The organism is Halodesulfovibrio spirochaetisodalis (assembly GCF_001672295.1).
Taxonomy (GTDB): Bacteria; Desulfobacterota; Desulfovibrionia; order Desulfovibrionales; family Desulfovibrionaceae; genus Halodesulfovibrio; species Halodesulfovibrio spirochaetisodalis.
The window spans coordinates 1-20,714 of record NZ_JXMS01000032.1; the positions used below are offsets into that span (position 1 = coordinate 1).

25 protein-coding genes are annotated in these 20,714 nt (G+C 43.8%); 7 read left to right on the forward strand and 18 right to left on the reverse strand.

The genetic code is table 11. The annotated features are described in order from the left end of the window. Nucleotides 1-117 precede the first annotated feature (117 nt). Together SP90_RS14595 and SP90_RS14600 are read right to left on the reverse strand one after the other, a co-directional pair. A complete protein-coding gene (locus SP90_RS14595) occupies nucleotides 118-723 on the reverse strand; it encodes a cytochrome b/b6 domain-containing protein (protein ID WP_066857918.1) in 606 nt (201 codons plus the stop codon). 9 nt (nucleotides 724-732) lie between these two features. Further along, on the reverse strand, nucleotides 733-2,382 hold the full coding sequence (locus SP90_RS14600; RefSeq protein WP_066857921.1) for a tetrathionate reductase family octaheme c-type cytochrome: 1,650 nt from the start codon (nucleotides 2,380-2,382) through the stop codon (nucleotides 733-735). Nucleotides 2,383-2,584: 202 nt separating this feature from the next. Here SP90_RS14600 and SP90_RS14605 point away from each other — a divergent pair, with 202 nt between their 5' ends. Then, nucleotides 2,585-3,268, forward strand: a complete 684-nt coding sequence (locus SP90_RS14605) for a Crp/Fnr family transcriptional regulator (RefSeq protein WP_066857924.1) — start codon at nucleotides 2,585-2,587, stop codon at nucleotides 3,266-3,268. Nucleotides 3,269-3,334: 66 nt separating this feature from the next. On the opposite strand, the gene SP90_RS14610 is transcribed toward SP90_RS14605, so the two are convergent. The 13 genes from SP90_RS14610 to SP90_RS14670 form a co-directional block, all read right to left on the reverse strand. Then, on the reverse strand, nucleotides 3,335-4,066 hold the full coding sequence (locus tag SP90_RS14610; protein ID WP_066857927.1) for an outer membrane protein assembly factor BamD: 732 nt from the start codon (nucleotides 4,064-4,066) through the stop codon (nucleotides 3,335-3,337). After that, on the reverse strand, nucleotides 4,059-4,982 hold the full coding sequence (trxB, locus tag SP90_RS14615) for a thioredoxin-disulfide reductase (protein ID WP_066857930.1): 924 nt from the start codon (nucleotides 4,980-4,982) through the stop codon (nucleotides 4,059-4,061). The genes SP90_RS14610 and trxB overlap by 8 nt, the downstream gene beginning before the upstream one ends. Further along, a complete protein-coding gene (gene trxA / locus SP90_RS14620) occupies nucleotides 4,982-5,305 on the reverse strand; it encodes a thioredoxin (protein WP_066857933.1) in 324 nt (107 codons plus the stop codon). The genes trxB and trxA overlap by 1 nt, the downstream gene beginning before the upstream one ends. Before the next feature lie 163 nt (nucleotides 5,306-5,468). Beyond that, nucleotides 5,469-6,554, reverse strand: a complete 1,086-nt coding sequence (gene tsaD / locus SP90_RS14625) for a tRNA (adenosine(37)-N6)-threonylcarbamoyltransferase complex transferase subunit TsaD (protein WP_066857936.1) — start codon at nucleotides 6,552-6,554, stop codon at nucleotides 5,469-5,471. A 33-nt stretch (nucleotides 6,555-6,587) separates the two neighbouring features. Continuing rightward, a complete protein-coding gene (fbp, locus tag SP90_RS14630) occupies nucleotides 6,588-7,610 on the reverse strand; it encodes a class 1 fructose-bisphosphatase (RefSeq protein ID WP_066857939.1) in 1,023 nt (340 codons plus the stop codon). A 274-nt stretch (nucleotides 7,611-7,884) separates the two neighbouring features. Next, on the reverse strand, nucleotides 7,885-8,661 hold the full coding sequence (locus SP90_RS14635; RefSeq protein WP_066857942.1) for a hypothetical protein: 777 nt from the start codon (nucleotides 8,659-8,661) through the stop codon (nucleotides 7,885-7,887). A gap of 31 nt (nucleotides 8,662-8,692) precedes the next feature. Beyond that, nucleotides 8,693-9,601, reverse strand: a complete 909-nt coding sequence (locus SP90_RS14640; RefSeq protein WP_066857945.1) for a tetratricopeptide repeat protein — start codon at nucleotides 9,599-9,601, stop codon at nucleotides 8,693-8,695. Next, complete coding sequence (locus SP90_RS14645) at nucleotides 9,598-9,909, reverse strand: FtsB family cell division protein (RefSeq protein ID WP_066857948.1); 312 nt, start codon at nucleotides 9,907-9,909, stop codon at nucleotides 9,598-9,600. The genes SP90_RS14640 and SP90_RS14645 overlap by 4 nt, the downstream gene beginning before the upstream one ends. A 2-nt stretch (nucleotides 9,910-9,911) precedes the next feature. Beyond that, nucleotides 9,912-10,184 carry a hypothetical protein gene (locus SP90_RS14650; protein WP_066857951.1) on the reverse strand — a complete coding sequence of 91 codons (273 nt, stop codon included), beginning with the start codon at nucleotides 10,182-10,184 and terminating at the stop codon, nucleotides 9,912-9,914. A 66-nt stretch (nucleotides 10,185-10,250) separates the two neighbouring features. Further along, nucleotides 10,251-10,799 (reverse strand): CDP-diacylglycerol--glycerol-3-phosphate 3-phosphatidyltransferase, encoded by a 549-nt coding sequence (gene pgsA / locus SP90_RS14655; RefSeq protein ID WP_066857954.1) that lies wholly within the window; start codon nucleotides 10,797-10,799, stop codon nucleotides 10,251-10,253. A 230-nt stretch (nucleotides 10,800-11,029) separates the two neighbouring features. Continuing rightward, nucleotides 11,030-11,932 (reverse strand): Mrp/NBP35 family ATP-binding protein, encoded by a 903-nt coding sequence (locus tag SP90_RS14660; RefSeq protein ID WP_066857957.1) that lies wholly within the window; start codon nucleotides 11,930-11,932, stop codon nucleotides 11,030-11,032. 77 nt (nucleotides 11,933-12,009) lie between these two features. Then, entirely contained in the window at nucleotides 12,010-12,594 is a 585-nt protein-coding gene (locus tag SP90_RS14665) for a YqaA family protein (RefSeq protein WP_066857960.1), read from the reverse strand. A gap of 3 nt (nucleotides 12,595-12,597) precedes the next feature. Further along, nucleotides 12,598-13,242 carry a protein-L-isoaspartate(D-aspartate) O-methyltransferase gene (locus tag SP90_RS14670; RefSeq protein WP_082936472.1) on the reverse strand — a complete coding sequence of 215 codons (645 nt, stop codon included), beginning with the start codon at nucleotides 13,240-13,242 and terminating at the stop codon, nucleotides 12,598-12,600. Nucleotides 13,243-13,430: 188 nt separating this feature from the next. On the opposite strand from SP90_RS14670, the gene SP90_RS14675 reads away from it, so the two are divergent. Beyond that, nucleotides 13,431-13,856 carry a CBS domain-containing protein gene (locus tag SP90_RS14675; RefSeq protein ID WP_066857967.1) on the forward strand — a complete coding sequence of 142 codons (426 nt, stop codon included), beginning with the start codon at nucleotides 13,431-13,433 and terminating at the stop codon, nucleotides 13,854-13,856. 311 nt (nucleotides 13,857-14,167) lie between these two features. After that, complete coding sequence (locus SP90_RS14680; RefSeq protein ID WP_066857970.1) at nucleotides 14,168-15,484, forward strand: peptidoglycan DD-metalloendopeptidase family protein; 1,317 nt, start codon at nucleotides 14,168-14,170, stop codon at nucleotides 15,482-15,484. A 149-nt stretch (nucleotides 15,485-15,633) separates the two neighbouring features. On the opposite strand, the gene SP90_RS14685 is transcribed toward SP90_RS14680, so the two are convergent. Further along, nucleotides 15,634-16,890, reverse strand: a complete 1,257-nt coding sequence (locus tag SP90_RS14685; RefSeq protein ID WP_066857973.1) for a histidine-type phosphatase — start codon at nucleotides 16,888-16,890, stop codon at nucleotides 15,634-15,636. A 214-nt stretch (nucleotides 16,891-17,104) separates the two neighbouring features. On the opposite strand from SP90_RS14685, the gene bcp reads away from it, so the two are divergent. From bcp to SP90_RS14705, 4 genes are all read left to right on the forward strand, one after another. Next, a complete protein-coding gene (bcp, locus tag SP90_RS14690) occupies nucleotides 17,105-17,584 on the forward strand; it encodes a thioredoxin-dependent thiol peroxidase (protein ID WP_082936474.1) in 480 nt (159 codons plus the stop codon). A 286-nt stretch (nucleotides 17,585-17,870) separates the two neighbouring features. Further along, complete coding sequence (locus tag SP90_RS14695; protein WP_066857976.1) at nucleotides 17,871-18,125, forward strand: ogr/Delta-like zinc finger family protein; 255 nt, start codon at nucleotides 17,871-17,873, stop codon at nucleotides 18,123-18,125. A gap of 12 nt (nucleotides 18,126-18,137) precedes the next feature. Further along, nucleotides 18,138-18,686: a hypothetical protein gene (locus SP90_RS14700; protein ID WP_157471335.1), complete on the forward strand. Its 549-nt coding sequence runs from the start codon at nucleotides 18,138-18,140 to the stop codon at nucleotides 18,684-18,686. 66 nt (nucleotides 18,687-18,752) lie between these two features. Then, nucleotides 18,753-19,424, forward strand: a complete 672-nt coding sequence (locus SP90_RS14705) for a hypothetical protein (RefSeq protein WP_066857983.1) — start codon at nucleotides 18,753-18,755, stop codon at nucleotides 19,422-19,424. A gap of 51 nt (nucleotides 19,425-19,475) precedes the next feature. Here SP90_RS14705 and SP90_RS14710 read toward each other — a convergent pair whose 3' ends face one another. Together SP90_RS14710 and SP90_RS14715 are read right to left on the reverse strand one after the other, a co-directional pair. Next, entirely contained in the window at nucleotides 19,476-19,685 is a 210-nt protein-coding gene (locus tag SP90_RS14710) for a hypothetical protein (protein ID WP_066857986.1), read from the reverse strand. Nucleotides 19,686-20,196: 511 nt separating this feature from the next. Continuing rightward, on the reverse strand, nucleotides 20,197-20,700 hold the full coding sequence (locus SP90_RS14715) for a 4Fe-4S dicluster domain-containing protein (RefSeq protein WP_066857989.1): 504 nt from the start codon (nucleotides 20,698-20,700) through the stop codon (nucleotides 20,197-20,199). Nucleotides 20,701-20,714: the final 14 nt, after the last annotated feature.

The window sequence follows — 20,714 nt, forward strand, 5'->3', positions numbered from 1 at the left end:
AAAAAAAGCCGCCGGAAATTCCGGCGGCTTTTTTTATACCTTTTGCCTAATTTGCATCAAACGGCTAGCTCTAGCTAAAGTGTGTTCCCGCCCTATGCAAGCCATTCAAAAAAGTCCTTACTTTTCTGGTTCCAATTCTTCATACCCAGTAAACATTGCCTTGATATGAGAAAAAGGATGGTGCCCTGTTGTTGTCATATAAATATGCACAATAGAAAACACCAGCATGGCAAACGCTCCAATAGTATGAAGGATGGCAATTGTTGACAGGGTAAATGCCCAGCCAAACGCCGCCCAATCATTATACAGGTAGTACATAAAACCTGTCACAATCTGAAACGGAACCAGCACCGATACAATCCCCAGATAAGTAATGCGCTGAAGAGGGTTATGCTTAATTCGCTCTGACTTTGGCACCGGATGTGGTTCACCCTTAAAGATGCCTGACGCATAGTACTGCATCACTTCGAACATTTTCACAAAAGTCGGCACATAGTGTCGCCATTCACCCGTTGTGAGTATCCAAAACACAATAAATGCATAGAGAACAAGCCATGTCCACGCGCAAAAATTGTGTACCGTGACTGCTGAACCAAATCCAAGCAACACAAAACTGCCGTGTATTTCAAAGCCGGTCACAAGCAGTGCGATAATTAAAGCAGCCTGCGCCCAGTGCCAAAAACGCTCAAACCGAGTATATAAATATAACTTTGTTGATGACATACAGTACCCCTATTGCTCTTTCCGCTTACTGAGTATTCGCATAACACCATGTATAAACACGCCAATAATTGCCGCCAGCACTGCAAACCATCCGATCATATCCACCGTATTGTTATGATCGCGCCCTGGCATGTAGAATCCAGACAGCTTCGCCAATCTTCCGTTTCTTGCATGGCATGAATCACATGCAAGTGTTTTCTCCTTCGGAGCTACCATATGTGTAATCGGATAGTGATACTCAGTTTCTACAAAGTCATAGGTACCACTATATGGTACGCCTGCGGCTGCCATACCGGCTTGAATAGCCGTATTCCAGTCATAGCTCTTCCAGTATGCTGCTTTGTCCTTACCGAACAGGTGTGGAATTGCCATTGTCATGTTACCGGCATCGTATGGCTGCTTGCCTCGATGAACTTTAAAAGGAGTAATGCGTGAATCAGAATCATTCATATCCCCTTGCACAGAATTCAATTTCACAATCTGATTCGGGTCAATTGTATCTGTGACAAGCAAATAATCCATTTTGCCATTGTACCAGAAGTATTCAGGTTCAACATTTTTCTCCCAGATAAAGTTGCCTTTCTTTGTCATGTACGATGCTTTTCCATGCGCACCTGGAATTTTATACGGCTTTCCATTTTTCTTTTTACCAGCCGTTGACCAGTCCCAATACATCTTGGTCGGCTTAACGCGAGCGTACGCAGGTATGTGACATGTCTGACAAGCAACCTTGTCCGTATGATCATTTGCTTTATGCCCCTGTGCATGCGGTGTTGCAGTATGACACGACTCACATGAGATACGCTTTACAAGATCATCTTCAATGAGGCTTCTGCGATCCGTAAAAGCAGGCTGCTTATACGTACGCCCTGCTATAAAATGTGCATCCGTTGAATGACAGCGCTGGCATGTAAAATTCGCCCCTTCTGCATTCATATGAACATCAAGTTCACGGCTTGGGGTAAACAGTGAGGAGTCCAAGTCACCATGCTTAACACCATCGCCTCCACCACCAAAGAAATGGCACACACCACAGTTTGCACGCGTAGGTCGCCCCACTGATGTAGCAATGACATTATAGTCAGGCGGCTGAAATGTTTTCTTGCCGAACTTTGTCGGCTCACTTGCCGGATATCCTGCTTTTGTCGGGAACTTTTTATATGTTCCGGTAGTATCATGACAGACAAGACAGTCAACGGACTCTTCTTTACTCAAATCAAAGTTTTTGTTCTTCCAACCATATCCGGCATGACATGACGTACATCGAGGCTCATTTGAATGAATTGAAATACAAAAGTTATTGAGAGTAAGGCCATTTTTACCCATTTGTTTTTCACTGTCCGCAGGGTCTATCCAACTCCAGTGAATTGTTTTATGGATTTGACGAGACGCTTCGTTGTGACAGGACAAGCATGCCTTGGTTACATCTTCAGGAGTAGCAAACTCCTGTTGCAAAACCTCATGCCGGCTGTGATCAGCAGTCACCCAGCGCTTAGCAGGAGCTGACACTTTGCGTGCCTGCTCTGCTCCATATGTTTTTTCCGGTTGCTTTGTCAGTTGGTTGGCAGTTGAGACATCGTAAAAAATTAGACAGACACCAAGCGCAGTTGTCAGCACCACAAAAAAGCGTGACAACACCAAGGCACACGTAGCAAGCATACACCGACCTCCATTAACGTTACTGCCGTGTCTGTACAGCGCTTACACGGCAATCAGGTTCAGCTTCCTGTAATCTTCCTTGAATCATGAGGGTTTGTTCCCTAAAACAAGACATACCCACATAAAAACTTTTGAACTCCAAACTAATATATGAATACATTGCGCTTATTGCGCATTGACATACATCAACAGGTCAAAAGAAATGAACACGTTAGAAAAGGCATTTCAAAAACTGCCACTTTTTGAAGGGATTCCGGAAGAAATTTTTCCAGTGTTACTGAGTGATGCTGTTGAAATGACATTCAAAGCAAAAGACATCATCATAGGAGAAGGAGAATATCCCTCCGGATTATATATTTTGCTCAGCGGAACAGCCAAGCTGTATAAAAGTTCACCCGAAGGGAAGGAGCAGACTCTCTTTGTTCTGGGGGATGGGGAGCCTTTTTGCCTCTGTTCGACGTTCAGGAAAAAGCCATTTCCTGTCACAGCTGCAGCACTAACTCCGTGCAGAGTTATTTCTATTTCAAAGCAAAACTTTTTTGCTGCTGCAGAAAAAGATACTGCTTTTCTTTTTTCCATGCTTCAAAAAGTATCTGAACGGCTGCGTGACGCAATGGAACTTGCCGGAACTCTCTCACTACAGGAAGTACCGCAGCGCATCGCTACATTTATTGCCAAGCTGGAGCCTACCGAAGGCAAAAAACACCAAAAAGTATACTTACCAATGTCTCATAAAGAATTGGCAAAAGTTATCGGATCAACCCCTGAAGCTCTCTCAAGAACATTAAAAAAGATGAGTGAAAAAGGAATGATTTCCATTGAGGGGCGTAGCGTTCACATCGTTAATAGAGAATTGCTTGAGCAGTGCGCTGAAACCGGTCTTTAAACAGGAAACAAAAAACTCCCGCATAGCAATCTATGCGGGAGTTTTTTATTTTCTTTCGAAGCGAGGCTAGAGCCAGTCAAAGTAATCTCTCCAAGAACCTTCGCGGTCTATACGAAGCTTTTCCGCTTCCTGTTCCGCTTTTTTCAAATAGGAAAGTCGAGCTCGCTCTTTCACATATTCCTGATAATCAGGAACATCTTTAAAGTTCTCCATCACAAACTTATACCGCTCGTACGCAGAACCATAATGTTCACGTCTCCAGTAAAAATCTGCAACGTAAACTTCGTGTGCAGCCATCAGCTTACGAGCACGTTGCATTAACGCGGTAGCTTTCTCCGCATACTCTGTCCCTGGGTATGACTCTTTCAGTCGTGTCAGAAACTCATATGCTTCTACAATATTATCCTGAGGGCGATCGATAGAAACAAAGCTCTTCATATTTGCGTTACCAATCTGGAACAGCACATATGGAATTGCTTTATGCCGAGGATGCAAGGATTCAAATTCCTTATATGCATCAACTGCTAACAGATAGTCACCATCAAGAAAATACGCGTCTGCCAAAGAAAGTTCGGACTCCACAGCGTAAGGACTGAACGGATATTTATCTTTAAGAGTGGTAAAATACTCTTTCGCCTGTGCGAAGTTTTTCTCACGCATGGCGTCATTACCAGCCTCAAAAATTTCCTGAGCAGTATCCTCAGGCGGAGGAAGGTAAAAGTAATCAATAATTCCGCAACCAGACAGCACACTTAACAGTGGAAGAATAGCTAAAAAACGAAGGAGCGTTCTACGCATTGAGTTGTTCCAAATAAAGGAAAGCAGAGTTCGCCGCAGTAGCACCGTCGCCAACTGCAGTTGTCACCTGACGGCATTGCTTTGCTCTACAATCACCAGCAGCGAAAATACCCGGTAAGTTTGTACGCATCTCAATATCTGTCAGAATAAAACCAGTCTCGTCTGTCTGCAAACCTTCAGGCAGCAATTCTTTGTTAGGCTCATAGCCAACAAAAACAAACAAACCAGTTACAGGCAGCACTTCCTTTTTTTCTGTTTTCAAGTTTTTAACAAGTACCCCGGTCAAGCCGTTTTCACCATGCAGCTCTTTAACAATGGTATTCTTAACAACTTCGATAACAGGAGAGGCGAGAATTTTATCCTGATAGTGTTTAGCAGCGCGAAAGCCTTCTCTTCTGTGAATGAGATACAGTTTTTTAACCAGTTTTGCCAAGTACAGGGACTCTTCCAAAGCAGAGTTCCCCCCACCGACAACAGCGACAGTCTGGTCTCTAAAAAAGTTACCGTCACACAAAGCGCAATAAGATACGCCTTTGCCTGTCAAAAATTCTTCGTTAGGTAGACCAAGTTTTTTGTAACGGGCGCCGGTACAAATGATTATGGAACGAGCAATAATCTCCTGATCGCCCACTTTCAGCTTATTAGCACCATGCACATGTTGAAGAGAAGTTACCGGTTCTGAGTAGCGATCAAGCTCGTATCCCTCAAGATGTTCTGCAAATACATCTGCAAGTTCGTATCCTTTGATGCCTTTTGGAAAACCCGGATAGTTCTCAACTTCCTCGGTCTGCAGAACTTGTCCGCCCGGCGTCAGCTTTTCAGCCATCGCCACTGTCACCCCCGACCTAAGAAGATAAAGGGCGGCCGTCATTCCAGCCGGACCGCCCCCGATTACAAAGCAATCGTACTTTTTCATTAGCCAAGAGCCTTCTTGGTAATCATATCCTGAATGCTGCTCTTAGAAACTGCACCGGTAACCTGCTCGACTACTTCGCCATCCTTAAAGAGGATAATGGTAGGAATAGCACGGATTCCGTACTTGCTAGGTGTACCCGGGTTTTCATCAACATTCATTTTTACGATACGAACCTGGCCATCATACTCAGCAGCAAGCTCGTCGATTACTGGTCCCATAGCACGGCAAGGGCCACACCATGGAGCCCAAAAATCAACCAGTGCAGGAATCTTGGATTCGATAATTTCAGCTTCAAAATTGCTATCTGTTACTTGAGCAGCCATTGTTCGCTCCTTTTTTACTAAACATTAAAAACTTGGCCTTCCGGCCATTACGTTCAGAACTCAGCAAATATCTGTAGGAGGTTATATTTACTGAAAACTACAAATAGTAAGCCTATAAGACAGTGTCAAGCGTGAGGCAGGGTTTCTCCCTCACACTCAATTTCTAACACAAACTATTCAGATAGTCCTGCGGAATCTTTCTACCACGCGGAATGGCATCCAAGTCCAATCCATGTGAATAGCCTTTGAGAATAAGCTGTTCACCCATGTACGCGACCATCGACGCATTATCAGTACATAAGCTGAACGACGGCAATACAAGCGAGAGCTTATTCTTTGATGCAAGCTCAGTCATTGTCTCGCGAATTACGCTGTTTGCAGCAACACCGCCGGCGACAATAATACTTTTTACAAACTCGCCCTCTTCTTTGCGTTGGTCAACTGCACGCTGCATTTTTACCCGCAAGGTATCTGCAACAGTAAAGTTAAAAGACGCACACAGCTCTGCAAGCTCAGTCACATCTCTAGAGCCATTAAAAAGCTCGTCAACATCGTTGAGGCTCGGAAGCTTTAAGTGTGCATGGGCATCAATATATAAACTCAATGCCGTCTTTAACCCACTGAAACTAAAGTTCAGATTCGTATTGTCAAGGTACGGGCGTGTAAATCGTTTCTTATCCGGAGTCGCAAGCCTGCCTAACTGGTCAATATACTTACCACCAGGATACGGCATATTTAACATTTTAGCGACCTTATCAAACGCTTCACCGGCAGCATCATCCAGAGTTTTTCCAAGCTCTGTGAAGTCATCTGCCCCACGAACAAGAAAAATCTGTGTATGCCCACCCGAGACAAGCAACCCTAGAGCTGGAAGTTCAATATCCTGCTCAAGCCCCGCAGCCATCAAATGAGCATGCAGGTGGTTGACACCTATCAATTTTTTACGAGTGCCAGCGACAAGGCCTTTCGCGAACCCCACGCCCACCAGCAGACTACCCAACAAGCCAGGGCCCCTAGATACCGCTACGTTATCTATTTGTTCTGCATCAATGCCTGCTTTGGCAAGTAAAGAATCGTATAAATGCCCTATCAATCGGTAATGCTCGCGCGAGGCAATCTCAGGCACAACGCCACCGAACAGTGCGTGGATATCAATCTGTGTTGAAATAACACTATGTAACAGCTTTCCATCCTCAACAAGTGCTAGCGCTGTTTCGTCACACGAGGATTCAATACCTAAAGTGAGCATACCTGTATTCCGCAGTCTCAATTTCAACTGCAGCTATTGCGCTGCGTTATGATTCTTTTTGTAAATTTCAGTTACCGCTTCGACATCGTTTTTGGAACCAATGAAGAGCGGAACACGCTCATGCAGTTCTTCAGGCTGCAATTCAAGGATACGTGTCATACCATCAGTAGCCGCACCGCCAGCCTGCTCTGCAAGATATGCAAGCGGAGAGGCCTCACACAGGTAACGAAGTTTACCCTTAGGCTTTCCAGGATTGCGGCAGTCCGCCGGATACATGTAGATTCCACCATTCAAAAGCCCTCTGTGGAAGTCTGCCACAAGTGAGCCAATGTACCGTGCTGAATACGGTTTACCCAATGGATTTTGTTCGCCTTTGAAGTACTCTATTGCTTCACGGGTCGCAGCATCCCAGTAAGAATAGTACCCTTCATTTACAGAGTACACTTTGCCCTGCTCAGGAATACGAAGATCCGGATGTGACAACAAAAATTCTCCAACGCTAGGGTCAAGAGTAAAGCCGTGCACACCATCACCGGTAGAATACACAAGCATAGTTGACGGGCCATAAAGGAAATAGCCTGCTGCAACCTGTTCAACTCCACTCTGCAAAATATCCTGCAGGGTCACATCATTGCTTTTTGGTGACTTGCGACGAAGAATTGAGAAGATAGTACCCACGTTGACATTCACATCCACATTGGATGAACCATCAAGAGGGTCAAAAATTAAAATATATTCACCATGATTGTATTGTTCTGGAATACGGATAAAATCCGCATTTTCTTCAGATGCAATAGCACAGAGTACACCTGTACGTTCCATACGGTGAATCAGTACACGGTTAGCATAGGCATCCAGTTTTTGTACCTGCTCGCCCTGAACATTAATTTCACCGGTTGCTCCCAAGATATCGAGCAAGCCTGCTTTGTTCATTGTTTTCGAGATGGTTTTTGCAGCCAAAATGAGATCATAAAATAATGCTGTAAATTTACCGGATGCATCAGGAGTCTTTGTTTGATGCAATAAAAGGTGCTCAGTAACGGTTACTTGGCGCATGGATTACTCCTAACTATCTATGAATAAAATCAATTTATCCATACTACAATGGAACCGGGTTTTGTCAATTACCCGAAAAATATAATACAGCCCGACCCTGTACAGTGTCGGGCATTAAGACAATTATGCTCCTGACATAAAACGGGTACCTGCATTGAAGGAACAATGCAGGTACCCTTTCATAATATCATTCAGGAATGAATGTCTGCTCTATGCACAATACCTCATAGAGTCAAACAGTTTATTATATGCAATACAACAATGCACAGACAGTCTATCCGGCAGATGCCTGAGTTGAAGCTGTACCGAAGACAAGTGGTATATTGCCGATGTACTGAACAAGCCATGTATAGGAAGTACCGCTTTCTTCAAAAACACCATAACTTTCATCACCAAGCATTTCCTGCCAGTTAATTTCAGCAAATGGTGTACTTTCAAACTGGTATTTGCCACTCCAAAGAACTTTAGTGTCTGCAATAACAACAAGATCATCTGGAGCAGGAGAAAGTTCCACAAGGTTTCGGGCATCAAAGTGCGCAACAACAAGTCCACGCATTTCATTATCAACAAAAAACGGCATTGCAACGTATGCCTCATTACCAAGTGGAGTCTCATCCACATAGCCACGCAATTTACGGAACCCGAACTTGGCATCTTCTTTAAGAAGCGGAGCAACATTCAAAGGCTTCATACTTACCTCTGGACGCTGCATTAAAACTTTACCTTCAATGTTTACAACCGCTATGCCGGAAAGCCATGGAAAACGTTTTCTTGTTGCCTCAATCCACGCAAGATCAGGAAAAACATCTTTGGCATCCATTGTGCGTGCAAATTGTTCCAGTTCCTCACCGATAGGGGTGTACATGACAGCAAGCTTCTCTTCTACTGTCATCAAATCAACGTCATCAAAGGCAAGTTCAGCAGGGGTGTTTACGTAGGTATGGTAATAGCCTTTAGTTTCGCGCCAAGTGTTTTTTACACTTTGTTTGCAGCCGACAACCAACGTCAGCAGTACACACAGCGCGACACTACATCTCAATGAATAGTGCAATGCAATCTCCCGAAACTATATAAAAGAAAAACTAAGAAGCACGAGCTTCCAGACGTACAGCAAGCGCTTCAAGCGTTTGAACAATTCTGTCCTTGCTTGTAACAGTTCCTGTACGTTCCGGCATAGAATTATTTTTTTCTGCCAGAAGGTCTGAACGAAGCTCAGTTATGGTCTCAAGTTCTTCCCTGCTTGTTACGTGCTCTGTGAGTTCATCACAGATTTCAAGAGCGCCTTTCAGATCACCTTGGTCCGCGAGAATGCGTGCCATAGATAAGGTGCGTTCTGAAATGGTCTCCCCCCCTTCCACGGTGCCGCTATAAACAGGATCCTGTTTACGTATTAACGGAATTTCACCTTCAAGTTCTGCTAAACTTTTTAACTGGGAAATATCTTGGAGCGAAGTGACCGGCACAACATTTTCCTCAGCATCGTCAGTCAAAGAAGATTCTTCAACAACTGAAGGCTCTGCAACTGGTGTCGGTTGTTGGTCAGAAACGGGACGCGCTATAAGAAATTGTTCAGCATTTTCTTCAAGACATGTCTGAAGACCACGGTCAATCACCTCTCGCCAGGTAATTGGAGTTTCTTCAAACGTTGCGGCAAGAAACGTCATTGCCAGAGCAGCATCTTGTGATCCCGGCTCAGCAGCAAGTAATCCTGCCCATATTTTCCAGAATTTCGGGTAACGCTTAAGTATCTCCCCAAGTGCCCCCAGTTCTGAGTCAATCTGATCAAAGTCCTCAATACGTTCAAGGCAATTCAGCAACAGCAGCCGAGCTTCAAAATGCTCAGGATGACGCTCCAGCCCTGCTTTGAGAACAGAAACAGCTTCAATAATATCTTTTTCTTTAACAAGGAGTCGCGCAAGCGGAAAGAACACCTTAGAACCAGGATCGAGTTCCAGAACTTCCTTATACCACTTGATCTTTGCCTGAATCATTCACGCACTCCAACTGGAATCTTTTTTTTACCATCGGAAAAAATATACAAGATCTCGTTATGTTTAACAAACCCGAGACGTGCTCTGATTATCTTCTCTACATAATCAGAATCACTTTGCAACAGCCGTATTTCGTGACTAAGTAAATACGCCTTTTCGTCAAGTCTGTTTTGTTCTTGAGTGAAAGCATACGTATCTGCTTTCAGTGCCCTGTAGTTCCCCACCCCGTTATCGCTCACCAGTAAATACACTATGAGCGAAACGTTCAGCAGCACTGACAACGCCAACAAAATTCGCTTTGTTACCATAGTTACTGTAAAAAACGCCGTCTTTCAGCAGCAACTTTTACATGTGACATCGGAAGCTGCAATTCTTCCAGAAAGCTCACTGTTGCTGATTCAATCCGAGCAACATCATCTTCAACCAGTTCCATCTCGTTAATTCGTTCGATGAGCATCTTAAGCATACCAAACTCATCACGCAGATCGTGGCTTAGCTCAATGTCATCAAGATCAGGTTCCAGCTCAAGAATTGTATGCAGGCAGTTGCGCAACCTGCTTTTCAATTCTTCAAGTTCTTTCATGTATCTTCCTTGCGAGTTAGACAAAAGAGGTGGTGCCTTTTGCCATTGTCTCTCAGCAGAAACGCTCTATCCGTCCTGCTGCAACCAGTTTTTGTAAAACCCGAAAAGATAATTTCCGCCCGAAAATACAGTCAGGATCAATGCAATGTAAAGAAGTATTTCGCCAATAACTGCCACATCATAGCCGAACAACGGGTAGTGGATAATCATAGGCGAAAGCGCGAGCATTTGCATGACTGTTTTCATTTTTCCGTATTTATCAGCTGCGATAACAATACCTTCGTCAGAAGCCATTGCTCGTAACCCAGTTACAATAAGCTCGCGGCAGATAATGGTGATAACAACCCATGCAGGCGCCCAACCAAGCTCTACAAGCATGATCAGCACTGATGAGATCAGCAGTTTGTCCGCAAGCGGATCTAAAAATTTGCCAAAACTTGTCACCATGCCTTCACGACGTGCAATGAATCCGTCCACAAGATCAGAAAAAGATGCAAGTGAAAAAAGGAAAAACGCAATTAAACAAGTGGCTTTGCTTGGAAAGTACAAAAGTACTACGACAAAAGGAACTAACAAAACCCGAAACATGGTAATCTTGTTTGCCAAATTAAACATGTGTGCTCTACCCCTAGCTGGTTTATTCAAGATAACGCTGTGTATCACAGTTCATACAAGGTGCAAAGGCTGCGGGAACACCAAATTATAATATATTGATAGTATACAGAGTTATTTAAAGTATTTTTTACTTTTTTCACAAAAAAACCATGACGAACCCGTCATGGTTTTTTGTATTGGTATGCAATTCAGGATGTCGCCTGATACTTTTTATAACACCTGTCGCAGCGTTAGGAATGAGTCGATGACACAGATTCAAGGCTACAGTTAAGTGCTTTCACGATATTATCAGCAAGATTCAAAAATCCTCGTTTTGCTGCAGTATCTTCTTCAAGCATCACAACTGGAACCCCCCTGTCAGCAGCCACTACGGTTGCAGGATCGAGCGGAATGCCGCCTAAAAACTCAAGGCCGTATTTTTCAGCAAGCTCTTTACCGCCGCCTTTTTTGAACAGCTCGATCTCCTCACCACAGTGCGGACAGGCCAGACCACTCATATTTTCCACAACACCAAGCACGTTAGCTTTTGCATACTGCAAGAAGTTAACGGCCTTACGTACGTCTGCAAGAGATACTTCCTGCGGAGTTGTAATCACGACAGATGTTGCATCCGGAATGGTTTTGAGAACAGTCATGTGTTCATCACCAGTACCCGGAGGGGAATCAATAAGTAAAAAGTCTAATTCGCCCCAGTTAACATCTGAAACAAACTGGCGGATTGCCGCAGTCTTTTTAGGACCACGCCAAAGCACTGCTGTATCCTTATCTTTAAGTAAGGAATCCATAGAAACAACGTACAGGTTGTCGTTCACTTTAGCAGGATTCAACAAACCACCGCGATCAGATTCCAGACCGGAATCTTTCACGCCAAGAAGTCCCGGGATACTCGGACCATGTATATCCACATCCAGAATCCCGACCTTGTAACCCTTGGCAGCAAGCGCTGCAGCAGTGTTAACGGTGACAGAGCTTTTACCTACTCCGCCTTTACCGCTCATGATGAATAACTTGTGGCGGATTTTATCCAGCGTACAGTTAATCATCTCGTCCTGAATATTCTTTTTTGGGCTCGCTTTAATCTCTTTCCCCGGAGTAAATTCCTTGGAAGAGGAGCACCCGCTGCAAGAAGACATGTTTGCAACTCCTTATATTTAATGGCTAGATAAGCAGTCTGCCCGATCAGTCAAGTGATCGGGCAGAAAAACAGCCATTAGAGAAATTTTAATACTATAAATCCGGCAATCGCCAGAATGAGCGTTACGACTAGTACCAGATCAAATCGCTTTTCCAAAAAGTAGCGTGCCCGCTCACCAAACACATAGATAAGAGCGGCAATAGCAAAGAATCGCAAACTCCGGCTTGCAATGGAAGCGATAATAAAAATGCCAAAATTTACTTTGAAGGCTCCTGCCGACAACGTGCACAGCTTATACGGAATCGGTGTTAACCCGGCAGCTGCGACTGCCCATGCGTTATACGCATCGTACCACTCTTTGATCCGAAGATATTCAGCCGAAAGGTTGTAAAACCGGACAATCGGCATTCCGATAAAGTCCATAAAGTGGTAGCCGAGATAATAACCAACCGCACCACCCAACACAGAAAAAACCGTGCAGATTGTTGCGAAGTAAAATGCCTTTTTGCGCTGAGTCAGCGCCATTGGAATCAAAAGAAGATCCGGTGGAAGAGGAACGATTATGGATTCTGTGAAAGCAACGAACGCCAGAACCCACTTTGCTTTAGGAGAGACAGCTGTTTTAGACACCCAGTCCATCAGCGTAGACATCAATTTCATTAGTTACCATCCGTGTTCACCAACAAGGTCAACAAAGGCAACACTGCCCAGTTTCTCCAATGTGATGTCACCGTTATTTTTTCGTATTCGAACTAGCTGCTGTGTTCTTTTAGCACGACCAACTGGCAGCACAAGAATTCCGGGGTCAGCTAACTGGTCAACAAGAGGTTTAGGAATCTCCGGCCCGCCTGCCGTAACGACTATACGATCAAATGGAGCTTTTTCAGGCCACCCGAGCGTACCGTCATCTAATTTAAATTGTGCAGAAGTGTATCCGAGCTCTGCAAAAAGTTTCCTTGCTGCAGCGTGCAGCTCTTCAATGCGCTCCACGGAATACACCTGAAGCCCCATTGCATGGAGCACAGCCGCTTGATAGCCGGAACCCGTACCAATTTCAAGCACACTCATTCCCTGCGTTGCTTCAAGCGCTTGTGACATGAGCCCTACAATATAAGGTTGAGAAATTGTCTGGCCGTATCCAATCGGCAGCGCATTATCATCATAGGCATTCAACCTCATGGCATCCTGTACAAACTTATGACGCGGCACAGTCCGCATTGCCTGTAGCACATTCGGATCAGAGATATTTCGTGACTCTAACTGTTCGCGAACCATTCTCTCTCTGTTACGCTTCAAATCGTGCGGCAAAATAAGATTCCTTTAACGTGAAATAGTATAGTCAGAAAAACAACCAAGCGTTACACTTGTAAACAAGATACCAAATCTGTCCGGCTTGAGAAGCAGATTTTTTCGTACAAGTCAACTGCTTACGCAGTCTGACACCTTGCAACCTAATATGAACATTGTCAATTTTATCAAAACAATGGAGAGAAAACATGCTGCATGTACAAGACCTGATGGCCACCAATCTCTTTACTCTTAAGAAATCTGATTCATTAATGGCTGCCAAATCACTGATGGAACTGGCTCGCATTCGTCATATTCCAGTTGTAGAAAATGGTAATATTTTTGTAGGACTTATAACACACAGAGACATCCTTTCCTCCACACTTTCAAAACTTGCTGACATAGATGAAGACGTGCAGGATGAAATAGAAGCAGGAATCCCTGTTTCAGAAATTATGCGAAGTGATATCTATACAGTAGCTCCCCACGCTAGTTTACGGGATGCTGCAGAGCTGCTCCTGAACCATAAATATGGCTGCCTTCCTGTAGTCGAAAAAGACAGACTGGTTGGAATAATTACAGAAGCAGATTTTTTACGGCTCACTATCGATCTGATGGACGCGCTGGACACCTAGCGTTGCTAGACAAAATCTGGGGAGAAAGTGCCTGTTTGCCTTGTTAGATTTACTGTAACTGGGTAATGTCTCGTCGGTTGCTGCGCTTCTGGAATGATGTAACCTACTAATATTTTCTATTCATCAAACACCGAATTGCTCACAAATATCATGAAATAATCGATTTTTTGAGTTATAGTTACCTATAACTATATAGTCGGTGCATGATTTCATTCCATTATTGTCGCGCAGACACCATTTATAACCACTTGTCTCAGGTAATATTACTATTACTCTATTCCACTAAATTAACGTTGTACAAGGGACTGTTCATGGCGAGCCTTAAAAAAACCTTCTTCTTCATTATATTCCTTTCACTCATCTGCGGTGGTGCTATTGCCGGCTGGCTTTTATTTAAAGATCAGCAAGGGCCGATAGTTGCAGTTGACAAAGAGGATGCTCGAGTCAACAAAAAAAGCACAGTTACACTGTCGCTGCATGACGTCACCTCTGAACTGAAAAACCTCTCCATCGCGGTTCGCAAAAATTCTAAAACCATCCCGCTTTATTCTACAACATTTGAGCCGGGCACCCAGTCCGTAACTCTCGAAGTCCCACTTGCCAATGCCGACGTTTCTGATGGTGCTTTTGAAATGCTTATTACTGCAACAGACACCTCGTTAGCAGCATTTGGCAAAGGAAACACCACCCGCAAAGTTATTACCATGCGAATGGATAATACGCCGCCAAGCATTACTGTAAAATCTCTTCCGCCAAACATCTGGCAAGGTGGTGCAGGCGTAATTGCGTACACAATATCAGAACCTGTAGAAGCTTCCGGTGTAATGGTAGATGATGTCTTTTTCCCGGGCTACAAGCAGTCCGACGGAACATATTTCTGTTTTTTTGCATTCCCGCACTATATCGACAGAAAGGACTACACACCTAGAGCATTCGCTGAAGACGTAGCTGGAAACGTGTATGACCAGCCTTTTTCCATCAACCCGCTCCCGCGTAAATTCCGTAACGACAAAATCCGGTTGAGTGACAGATTCCTGAACAGTCAGATGCCGGCATTCTCCAAGGACACCCCTGAAGCAACCAGCAATCTGGAACGTTTCCTCATAGTGAACCGTAAAATTAGAAAAGAAAACCGCGATGCGCTCGTCAACATCGGACGCCAAACCTCTTCTTCTATTTTATGGCAGGACAAATTTATCCGCTTCCCTAATTCCGCAACTAGAGCTGGCTTTGGTGACCGCAGAAGTTACATGTATGATGGCAAAGTCATTGACCAGCAGACTCATCTCGGTCTTGACCTTGCTTCACGCAAACAATCCCCTATTCCTGCGGCAAACAAAGGAACTGTTGTGTACGCAGGGAACCTTGGAATTTATGGTAATGTTGTCATCATCGATCATGGCCTTGGACTGCAAACACTCTACGCACATATGACAGAAATCAAGACAACTGTCGGTTCCGTTATTAACACAGGTGACATCATCGGCATCTCCGGTTCAACCGGCATGTCGGGTGGCGACCACCTCCATTTCGGCGTTATCATTTCAGGCATTCCTGTAACACCGATTGAATGGTTCGATCATCGCTGGATTCAATATAACGTTACAGACAAACTAAACTTTAAGTAATCCATCTCATAAAAAAAGCCCGCATCTTATTATGATGCGGGCTTTTTTTGTTCTGACCTCTCATTGTGGAAATAACGGAGTGCCAATTTATTAACTATCTTTCATCACAGGTGCTCACTCGCCCTTTAGGATTATGTTAACTTGTAAAATCATCTCATAAGCCCCTGCTTCAATCCTAATCGAGGAGGGAGGCAGTCCAAATTAATTACATTTGAGACTACTGAGCAAAATTTTTCTTTAGGGTAAAAAGAGGCAGGTACATCGTGAGGACTATGCTTTACGGGATTAAATCTCAGGTTGTTAATCAGCACAGCCGGAAGAACATTCTCAGGACAGGAGCTTCTCATCACATCCAGTGGTTGGGCTACAAACTCTGCAGTTACAACTTCTTCACCAGTATCTTTCTCCCACAAAATAAATTGCAGGAAACTTGCGGGCGGAATATCATTAACGGCAAACCCGTCCAAATCCCACTCCAGTCCTAACAAGTCACTTATATGTGCAATGTTAGTATCATGCCCCATATAGACAATTAACCGTGCATCATTGACTCGGCTGTCTGCATGCCTGCCAACAAGTGAATCAGTCATTGAATTAAGAATGGCACTGCCGCGGTCTCGAGCATATCCGTCCGCCCTGTTAAAACTATTAAAAATAGCTGCACGGGCAACAAGAAGCTTTGAAAATATCTCCGGTGTAATTTCGCCCCACCCTGGATTCCTCTCCGGCCATTGTGCACTTTCCATCAGCCAGTTTTGAATCAGGGTTGCTTTTATACCCAATGCACCCCGCAGATTAACTGTCCGTCCACTGTTGGAAAAATTAACACGCGGGGGGAGATCTTTCAGTTCGCAGGCCTGTTCTACACCATATTCTTTGCATGTTTCATCCGGCATTTCGCCAAGCAAATTATTCACAAACTCAAGTTGCTCTGCGTACTTTTCTGCCAGCTGAGAAAATGAATGTTCGACAATCTCGTGAATATCCCCTTCTACTTCTCCCTCAGTAGACTGACAGACAGTTCCCCGAACCGGATGGAAAACAGGGTCAATTTTGACATCTGTTGTAATATAATATGGCAGTGTTCCTTCCGGAGCTAACGCCAAGGCAAACGCAGCCGCACTTGTCTGGGTACGCTCATCAATATCCGCATGGATAAAAACATCCTCAGGAGTGATGCAGTGTCCGCCTGCATACAAAAGAGACTTATATGGCTCCTGCAGCCTGTACTGACGCCAGAACACAGTCATGAGCTCTCGCCCTCTTCCAGTCAAAAAGCCAGGAGCCACAGGCCAGACAGGCCACTCTTTATGTGACCATTCCGCTAATTTTTCCATAGACTGGTTAGGGGCACGGATACCATGACGCATCAACACGACTATTTTTTTTACTTTTTGTTCACTCATAGATTGCACCATCTATTTTGTTATTGGTACCATAGAGACAGTAGGCTTTTTCAAATAAGCGCCACAGAGCCGTTACAGATTTACTCGCGGATTCATGATACCATAGCCTGAAGCGTTCTAGAGCTATAGAAATAGAGGTGAGGTACGTTTTTTTAAGCTAGCCAGAATTAACTACCACAGCAAAGTACCACTTTTGAGATAGTAAGGAGTGAATATGAAAACACTAAAACCGGGCGATCAAGCGCCAGACTTTTGTCTGACAAACCAATCCGGAGAAGAAATTTGCCTTTCTGACTTCATAGGAAAAGAGCGGGTGCTGGTGTATTTTTACCCCAAAGCATCTACTCCGGGGTGAATCAAACAAGCACAGGGGTTGCGTGACAACCTGGATGCCTTTGACTCTATGGGGATAGCTATTCTCGGAATCAGCCCTGACCCAGTGAAACGTCTGGAAAAATTCTCTCAAAAACAGCTGCTCGCCTTTTCACTACTTTCAGATGAAAATCATGAAATTGCAGAAGGTTTCGGAGTATGGGGAGAAAAGAAATTTATGGGAAAAATTTATGACGGCATTCACCGCATAAGTTTTTTGGTAGGCAAAGATGGAAAGATAGAAGAGGTGTTCAATAAATTTAAAACAACCGATCATGCTCATACTGTGCTGGAATATTTGAAAGCACATCCTGAGCAGTAGAACACCGTAAAGCACACTACTTGAAACAGTGCTTAGATGTCATAACATAACGAGGGGGTGAATCCCTCTCTCCGCCAGATCACTACAAGGGTTTCTGAAGAGTACCAACTCTTTGGGAACCCTTTTGTTTTGAGGAACAATGATGACAACATTTCTGCTTTCAAATGAAATCCTTGCCTGATGTTGCCTACAAAAATGTCTCATAATAAAAGATTCTCGATACTTATTTTGACATACGGAGATATTCGATTTTATAATAATGATAATTCAATAAGGAAAACACATTATGAGTAGATCTGTTGTTCAGCGCTGCTGCGTATGCGGGCATGAATCGCGCATAGAATCCAGCAAAATTATTTCCGACAAGCTCAAACTGCTCTACTGCGGCTGCAAAGACCCAACCTGCGGTCACACATGGGTTACGAACTTGGAATTCTCCCACACTTTGAGTCCGTCAGCATTAAAACTGCCGGAAGAATTACGGGAGAAAGTGAAAACTGTGCCGCCAGCGCAGCAACAGAATCTCTTTGTATCTCAATAGGATAATCTGTGAATGACTAAAAAAACACCATCAATCCCATTCCATTCTTTCTCTGACCAAGTTTATCGGCATCGGAGAAATCTTATTTGCCTATCTTCAGCAATCCTTTTCATGTTGTCTTATAACGTACAACTTAAAGATGTTCCATATTTTGTTCTTAAGAACAACCCAGAGGCTCTAAAACACGGTATCTTGGCGCTGTTAATTTATTTTGAATTAATGTTTTTAACAAGCTCGCTTTCAGAACTTACACACTACTGGTGCGAACTAATAAAAGACCCAATTAGCACTCCAACAAAAGAAAAAGCCGCAGAGCGTGCAAAAACGTACGCCAAGCCACTTTACTTTCTATTATCCAAACAATTCGGAAAAAATTTCGCAAAATCTATTAGTGAAACATTAACGCTAGAGACGGTTTTTACAAAATTAATTTTGGAGGCTAAAGATACTATCGCGGTTTCAAAGTTACGCCTACTTTTTGACCTAGCTCTCCCCTTGCTCCTTGGACTTGTAGCTATCATCGAACTATTTTCTCACGAAACCCCTCTTTTTTTAAAATAGCATTTAGCACCCTAAATAACGTCTGAAGTCCCCATTCACTTTATTTTATTCTAACAGAGTCAACTTATGTTTAACAATCTCATATTCGATTTCAAGCACGACAATACGTTTAAAGGAGCCACAATAGGCTTCATATTCTTCTTATTTTTCCCGATATTATATTGGCTTACACGAAACGAACCTCCTGAATTCCCAGATGCAGATTTACTCTTCAACATGTGGAATAATGTTGCCTATGGCTACATCGCATCATTTTTTTTCTATATGATGAACATCTATTTTCCCAACACAGATCGAACGAAATCTTATGCAACAAATGCTACATACCGCATCTCTGTTTTAAGCAGGAAAGCTGCAGATCTCACTAACTATACAGAAACTCTTTTAAAAGCATACCCAACAGACCTCATAACAGTCGTTGAACCTGATGGTAAAAAGAGAACTATCAGCAAAGAAAATTGGTTTGAAGGAAATAGAAAAATACTCATAAAAGATGTCGAACGTATTAAAGTTTTTCTCAAAGAGGACGAGCTCAGAGGAGAACTAGTTCAACACATTGAAAACACGGTAAAAAACTTTACTTTCCATGAATTTACTTTCTCAAATTGGGTAACATTTTATAAACTCACCGAAAAGAGCATTAACTCTTTTTACGCTGCTGTCTCAACAATTGACTCACCACAAGCTCGCGAAATTACAAAATTAAAACACATTCAAGACACGCCATCCCCTCTATAAGAAAAAGCCCCGCTGCATAAGCGGGGTTTTTTCTTTCTCTTCAATATCTTCCTATTCACTTTTCTTCAACGCTTCATCTACGGCGTCTGCATCCAGAACTTCTAGGCAGTCGTTAAGGGAACGCTCCAAGCAGCTCCATGTGTGCTTCAGTTCTGGGTACTCGTCTCCGAGCTTTTCGTGCAGCATTCGCAAGGTGCTTGCTACATCGTACAATTGAGTAATGGGATCGAAAGAATGGGGAATGGTAATTGATTGTGCCATATGGCACCTCCTATGGTTATTGAGATTTTGAGAAGTTGCCCTCTTCACAAGAAAGAAGGTCGGGAGCTCTCAACCGTCCATAGTCGGTAGAAGGCTTTTCCCGTTAGGGTATTGTATGACCTTCGTACTCCCGACCAAAATATTTGGCGTAGATAAGTAATGATGCTTCCAATCACTAGATGCACTTATCCTAGGGACTGTGCATTTTGGTCATTAGACGCAAAAAAACCACTTCTTACGGGAGCGGAATAACCGCTATGGACTAAAGGCGCTGAGAACACCTATGGGAAAATTAGTCTTTTTCAGGTATTAGTGTCAAGGTTCAGCTTGTTTCAAGACATGATTCAGGCGGTAGGCAAAAAAGGTCGGGAGCTTCAACACCGCCTAGTAGAACGGCAGAAGGCTTTCCCCTTACGGGTGTTGCATAACCTTCGTACTCCCGACCAAATATGGCTTAGTGAAATGTAAATTTGATGCACCATCCCCTCAGATGCAACAGAGAAAACTGACGTTAATCAACAAACTTTTTAGGGCGGATATGTGCCATCACGCGTTTAAATGCCTCTTCTGATGCCTCAGTTTTCAAAGAAGCAATCGCAGTGCGATCAATAAACTTAATCGCATCACATGGACACATTTCCACGCAAGCCGGATGCAACCCCTCTGCCCTGCGCTTTTTACACAAATCACATTTTGCAACGGCAACACCTTTACAGGTTGCAAAAAACGCTGCGTATGGACAGGCAATCAAACAATCCTTTGTCTCGCACCCACGGCATTTCATAGGATCATGCAGGACTGCTCCCTGCGCATCACGATGGATTGCCCCCCGCTTACAGACACGCTGGCAAGCGGCTTTCTCACAGTGCTGACAGTATAATGGTACTATTTCTCCATCAATGGTGCGCGACATGGCAATACGTGGGGTATCATAAAGGAACCTGCACACAGCCTCACACGTTTCGCAGCCGATGCACTTGGAGTAATCGATAAATAATGTTTTTTGTTCTTCCATGCTTGTCACCTTTA

Coding starts and splice junctions, on each gene's coding strand:
- SP90_RS14595 (WP_066857918.1), bottom strand. CDS start 723: ATGTCATCAACAAAGTTATATTTATATACTCGGTTTGAGCGTTTTTGG.
- SP90_RS14600 (WP_066857921.1), bottom strand. CDS start 2,382: ATGCTTGCTACGTGTGCCTTGGTGTTGTCACGCTTTTTTGTGGTGCTG.
- SP90_RS14605 (WP_066857924.1), top strand. CDS start 2,585: ATGAACACGTTAGAAAAGGCATTTCAAAAACTGCCACTTTTTGAAGGG.
- SP90_RS14610 (WP_066857927.1), bottom strand. CDS start 4,066: ATGCGTAGAACGCTCCTTCGTTTTTTAGCTATTCTTCCACTGTTAAGT.
- trxB (WP_066857930.1), bottom strand. CDS start 4,982: ATGAAAAAGTACGATTGCTTTGTAATCGGGGGCGGTCCGGCTGGAATG.
- trxA (WP_066857933.1), bottom strand. CDS start 5,305: ATGGCTGCTCAAGTAACAGATAGCAATTTTGAAGCTGAAATTATCGAA.
- tsaD (WP_066857936.1), bottom strand. CDS start 6,554: ATGCTCACTTTAGGTATTGAATCCTCGTGTGACGAAACAGCGCTAGCA.
- fbp (WP_066857939.1), bottom strand. CDS start 7,610: ATGCGCCAAGTAACCGTTACTGAGCACCTTTTATTGCATCAAACAAAG.
- SP90_RS14640 (WP_066857945.1), bottom strand. CDS start 9,601: ATGATTCAGGCAAAGATCAAGTGGTATAAGGAAGTTCTGGAACTCGAT.
- SP90_RS14645 (WP_066857948.1), bottom strand. CDS start 9,909: ATGGTAACAAAGCGAATTTTGTTGGCGTTGTCAGTGCTGCTGAACGTT.
- SP90_RS14650 (WP_066857951.1), bottom strand. CDS start 10,184: ATGAAAGAACTTGAAGAATTGAAAAGCAGGTTGCGCAACTGCCTGCAT.
- pgsA (WP_066857954.1), bottom strand. CDS start 10,799: ATGTTTAATTTGGCAAACAAGATTACCATGTTTCGGGTTTTGTTAGTT.
- SP90_RS14660 (WP_066857957.1), bottom strand. CDS start 11,932: ATGTCTTCTTGCAGCGGGTGCTCCTCTTCCAAGGAATTTACTCCGGGG.
- SP90_RS14665 (WP_066857960.1), bottom strand. CDS start 12,594: ATGAAATTGATGTCTACGCTGATGGACTGGGTGTCTAAAACAGCTGTC.
- SP90_RS14675 (WP_066857967.1), top strand. CDS start 13,431: ATGCTGCATGTACAAGACCTGATGGCCACCAATCTCTTTACTCTTAAG.
- SP90_RS14680 (WP_066857970.1), top strand. CDS start 14,168: ATGGCGAGCCTTAAAAAAACCTTCTTCTTCATTATATTCCTTTCACTC.
- SP90_RS14685 (WP_066857973.1), bottom strand. CDS start 16,890: ATGAGTGAACAAAAAGTAAAAAAAATAGTCGTGTTGATGCGTCATGGT.
- SP90_RS14695 (WP_066857976.1), top strand. CDS start 17,871: ATGAGTAGATCTGTTGTTCAGCGCTGCTGCGTATGCGGGCATGAATCG.
- SP90_RS14700 (WP_157471335.1), top strand. CDS start 18,138: ATGACTAAAAAAACACCATCAATCCCATTCCATTCTTTCTCTGACCAA.
- SP90_RS14705 (WP_066857983.1), top strand. CDS start 18,753: ATGTTTAACAATCTCATATTCGATTTCAAGCACGACAATACGTTTAAA.
- SP90_RS14710 (WP_066857986.1), bottom strand. CDS start 19,685: ATGGCACAATCAATTACCATTCCCCATTCTTTCGATCCCATTACTCAA.
- SP90_RS14715 (WP_066857989.1), bottom strand. CDS start 20,700: ATGGAAGAACAAAAAACATTATTTATCGATTACTCCAAGTGCATCGGC.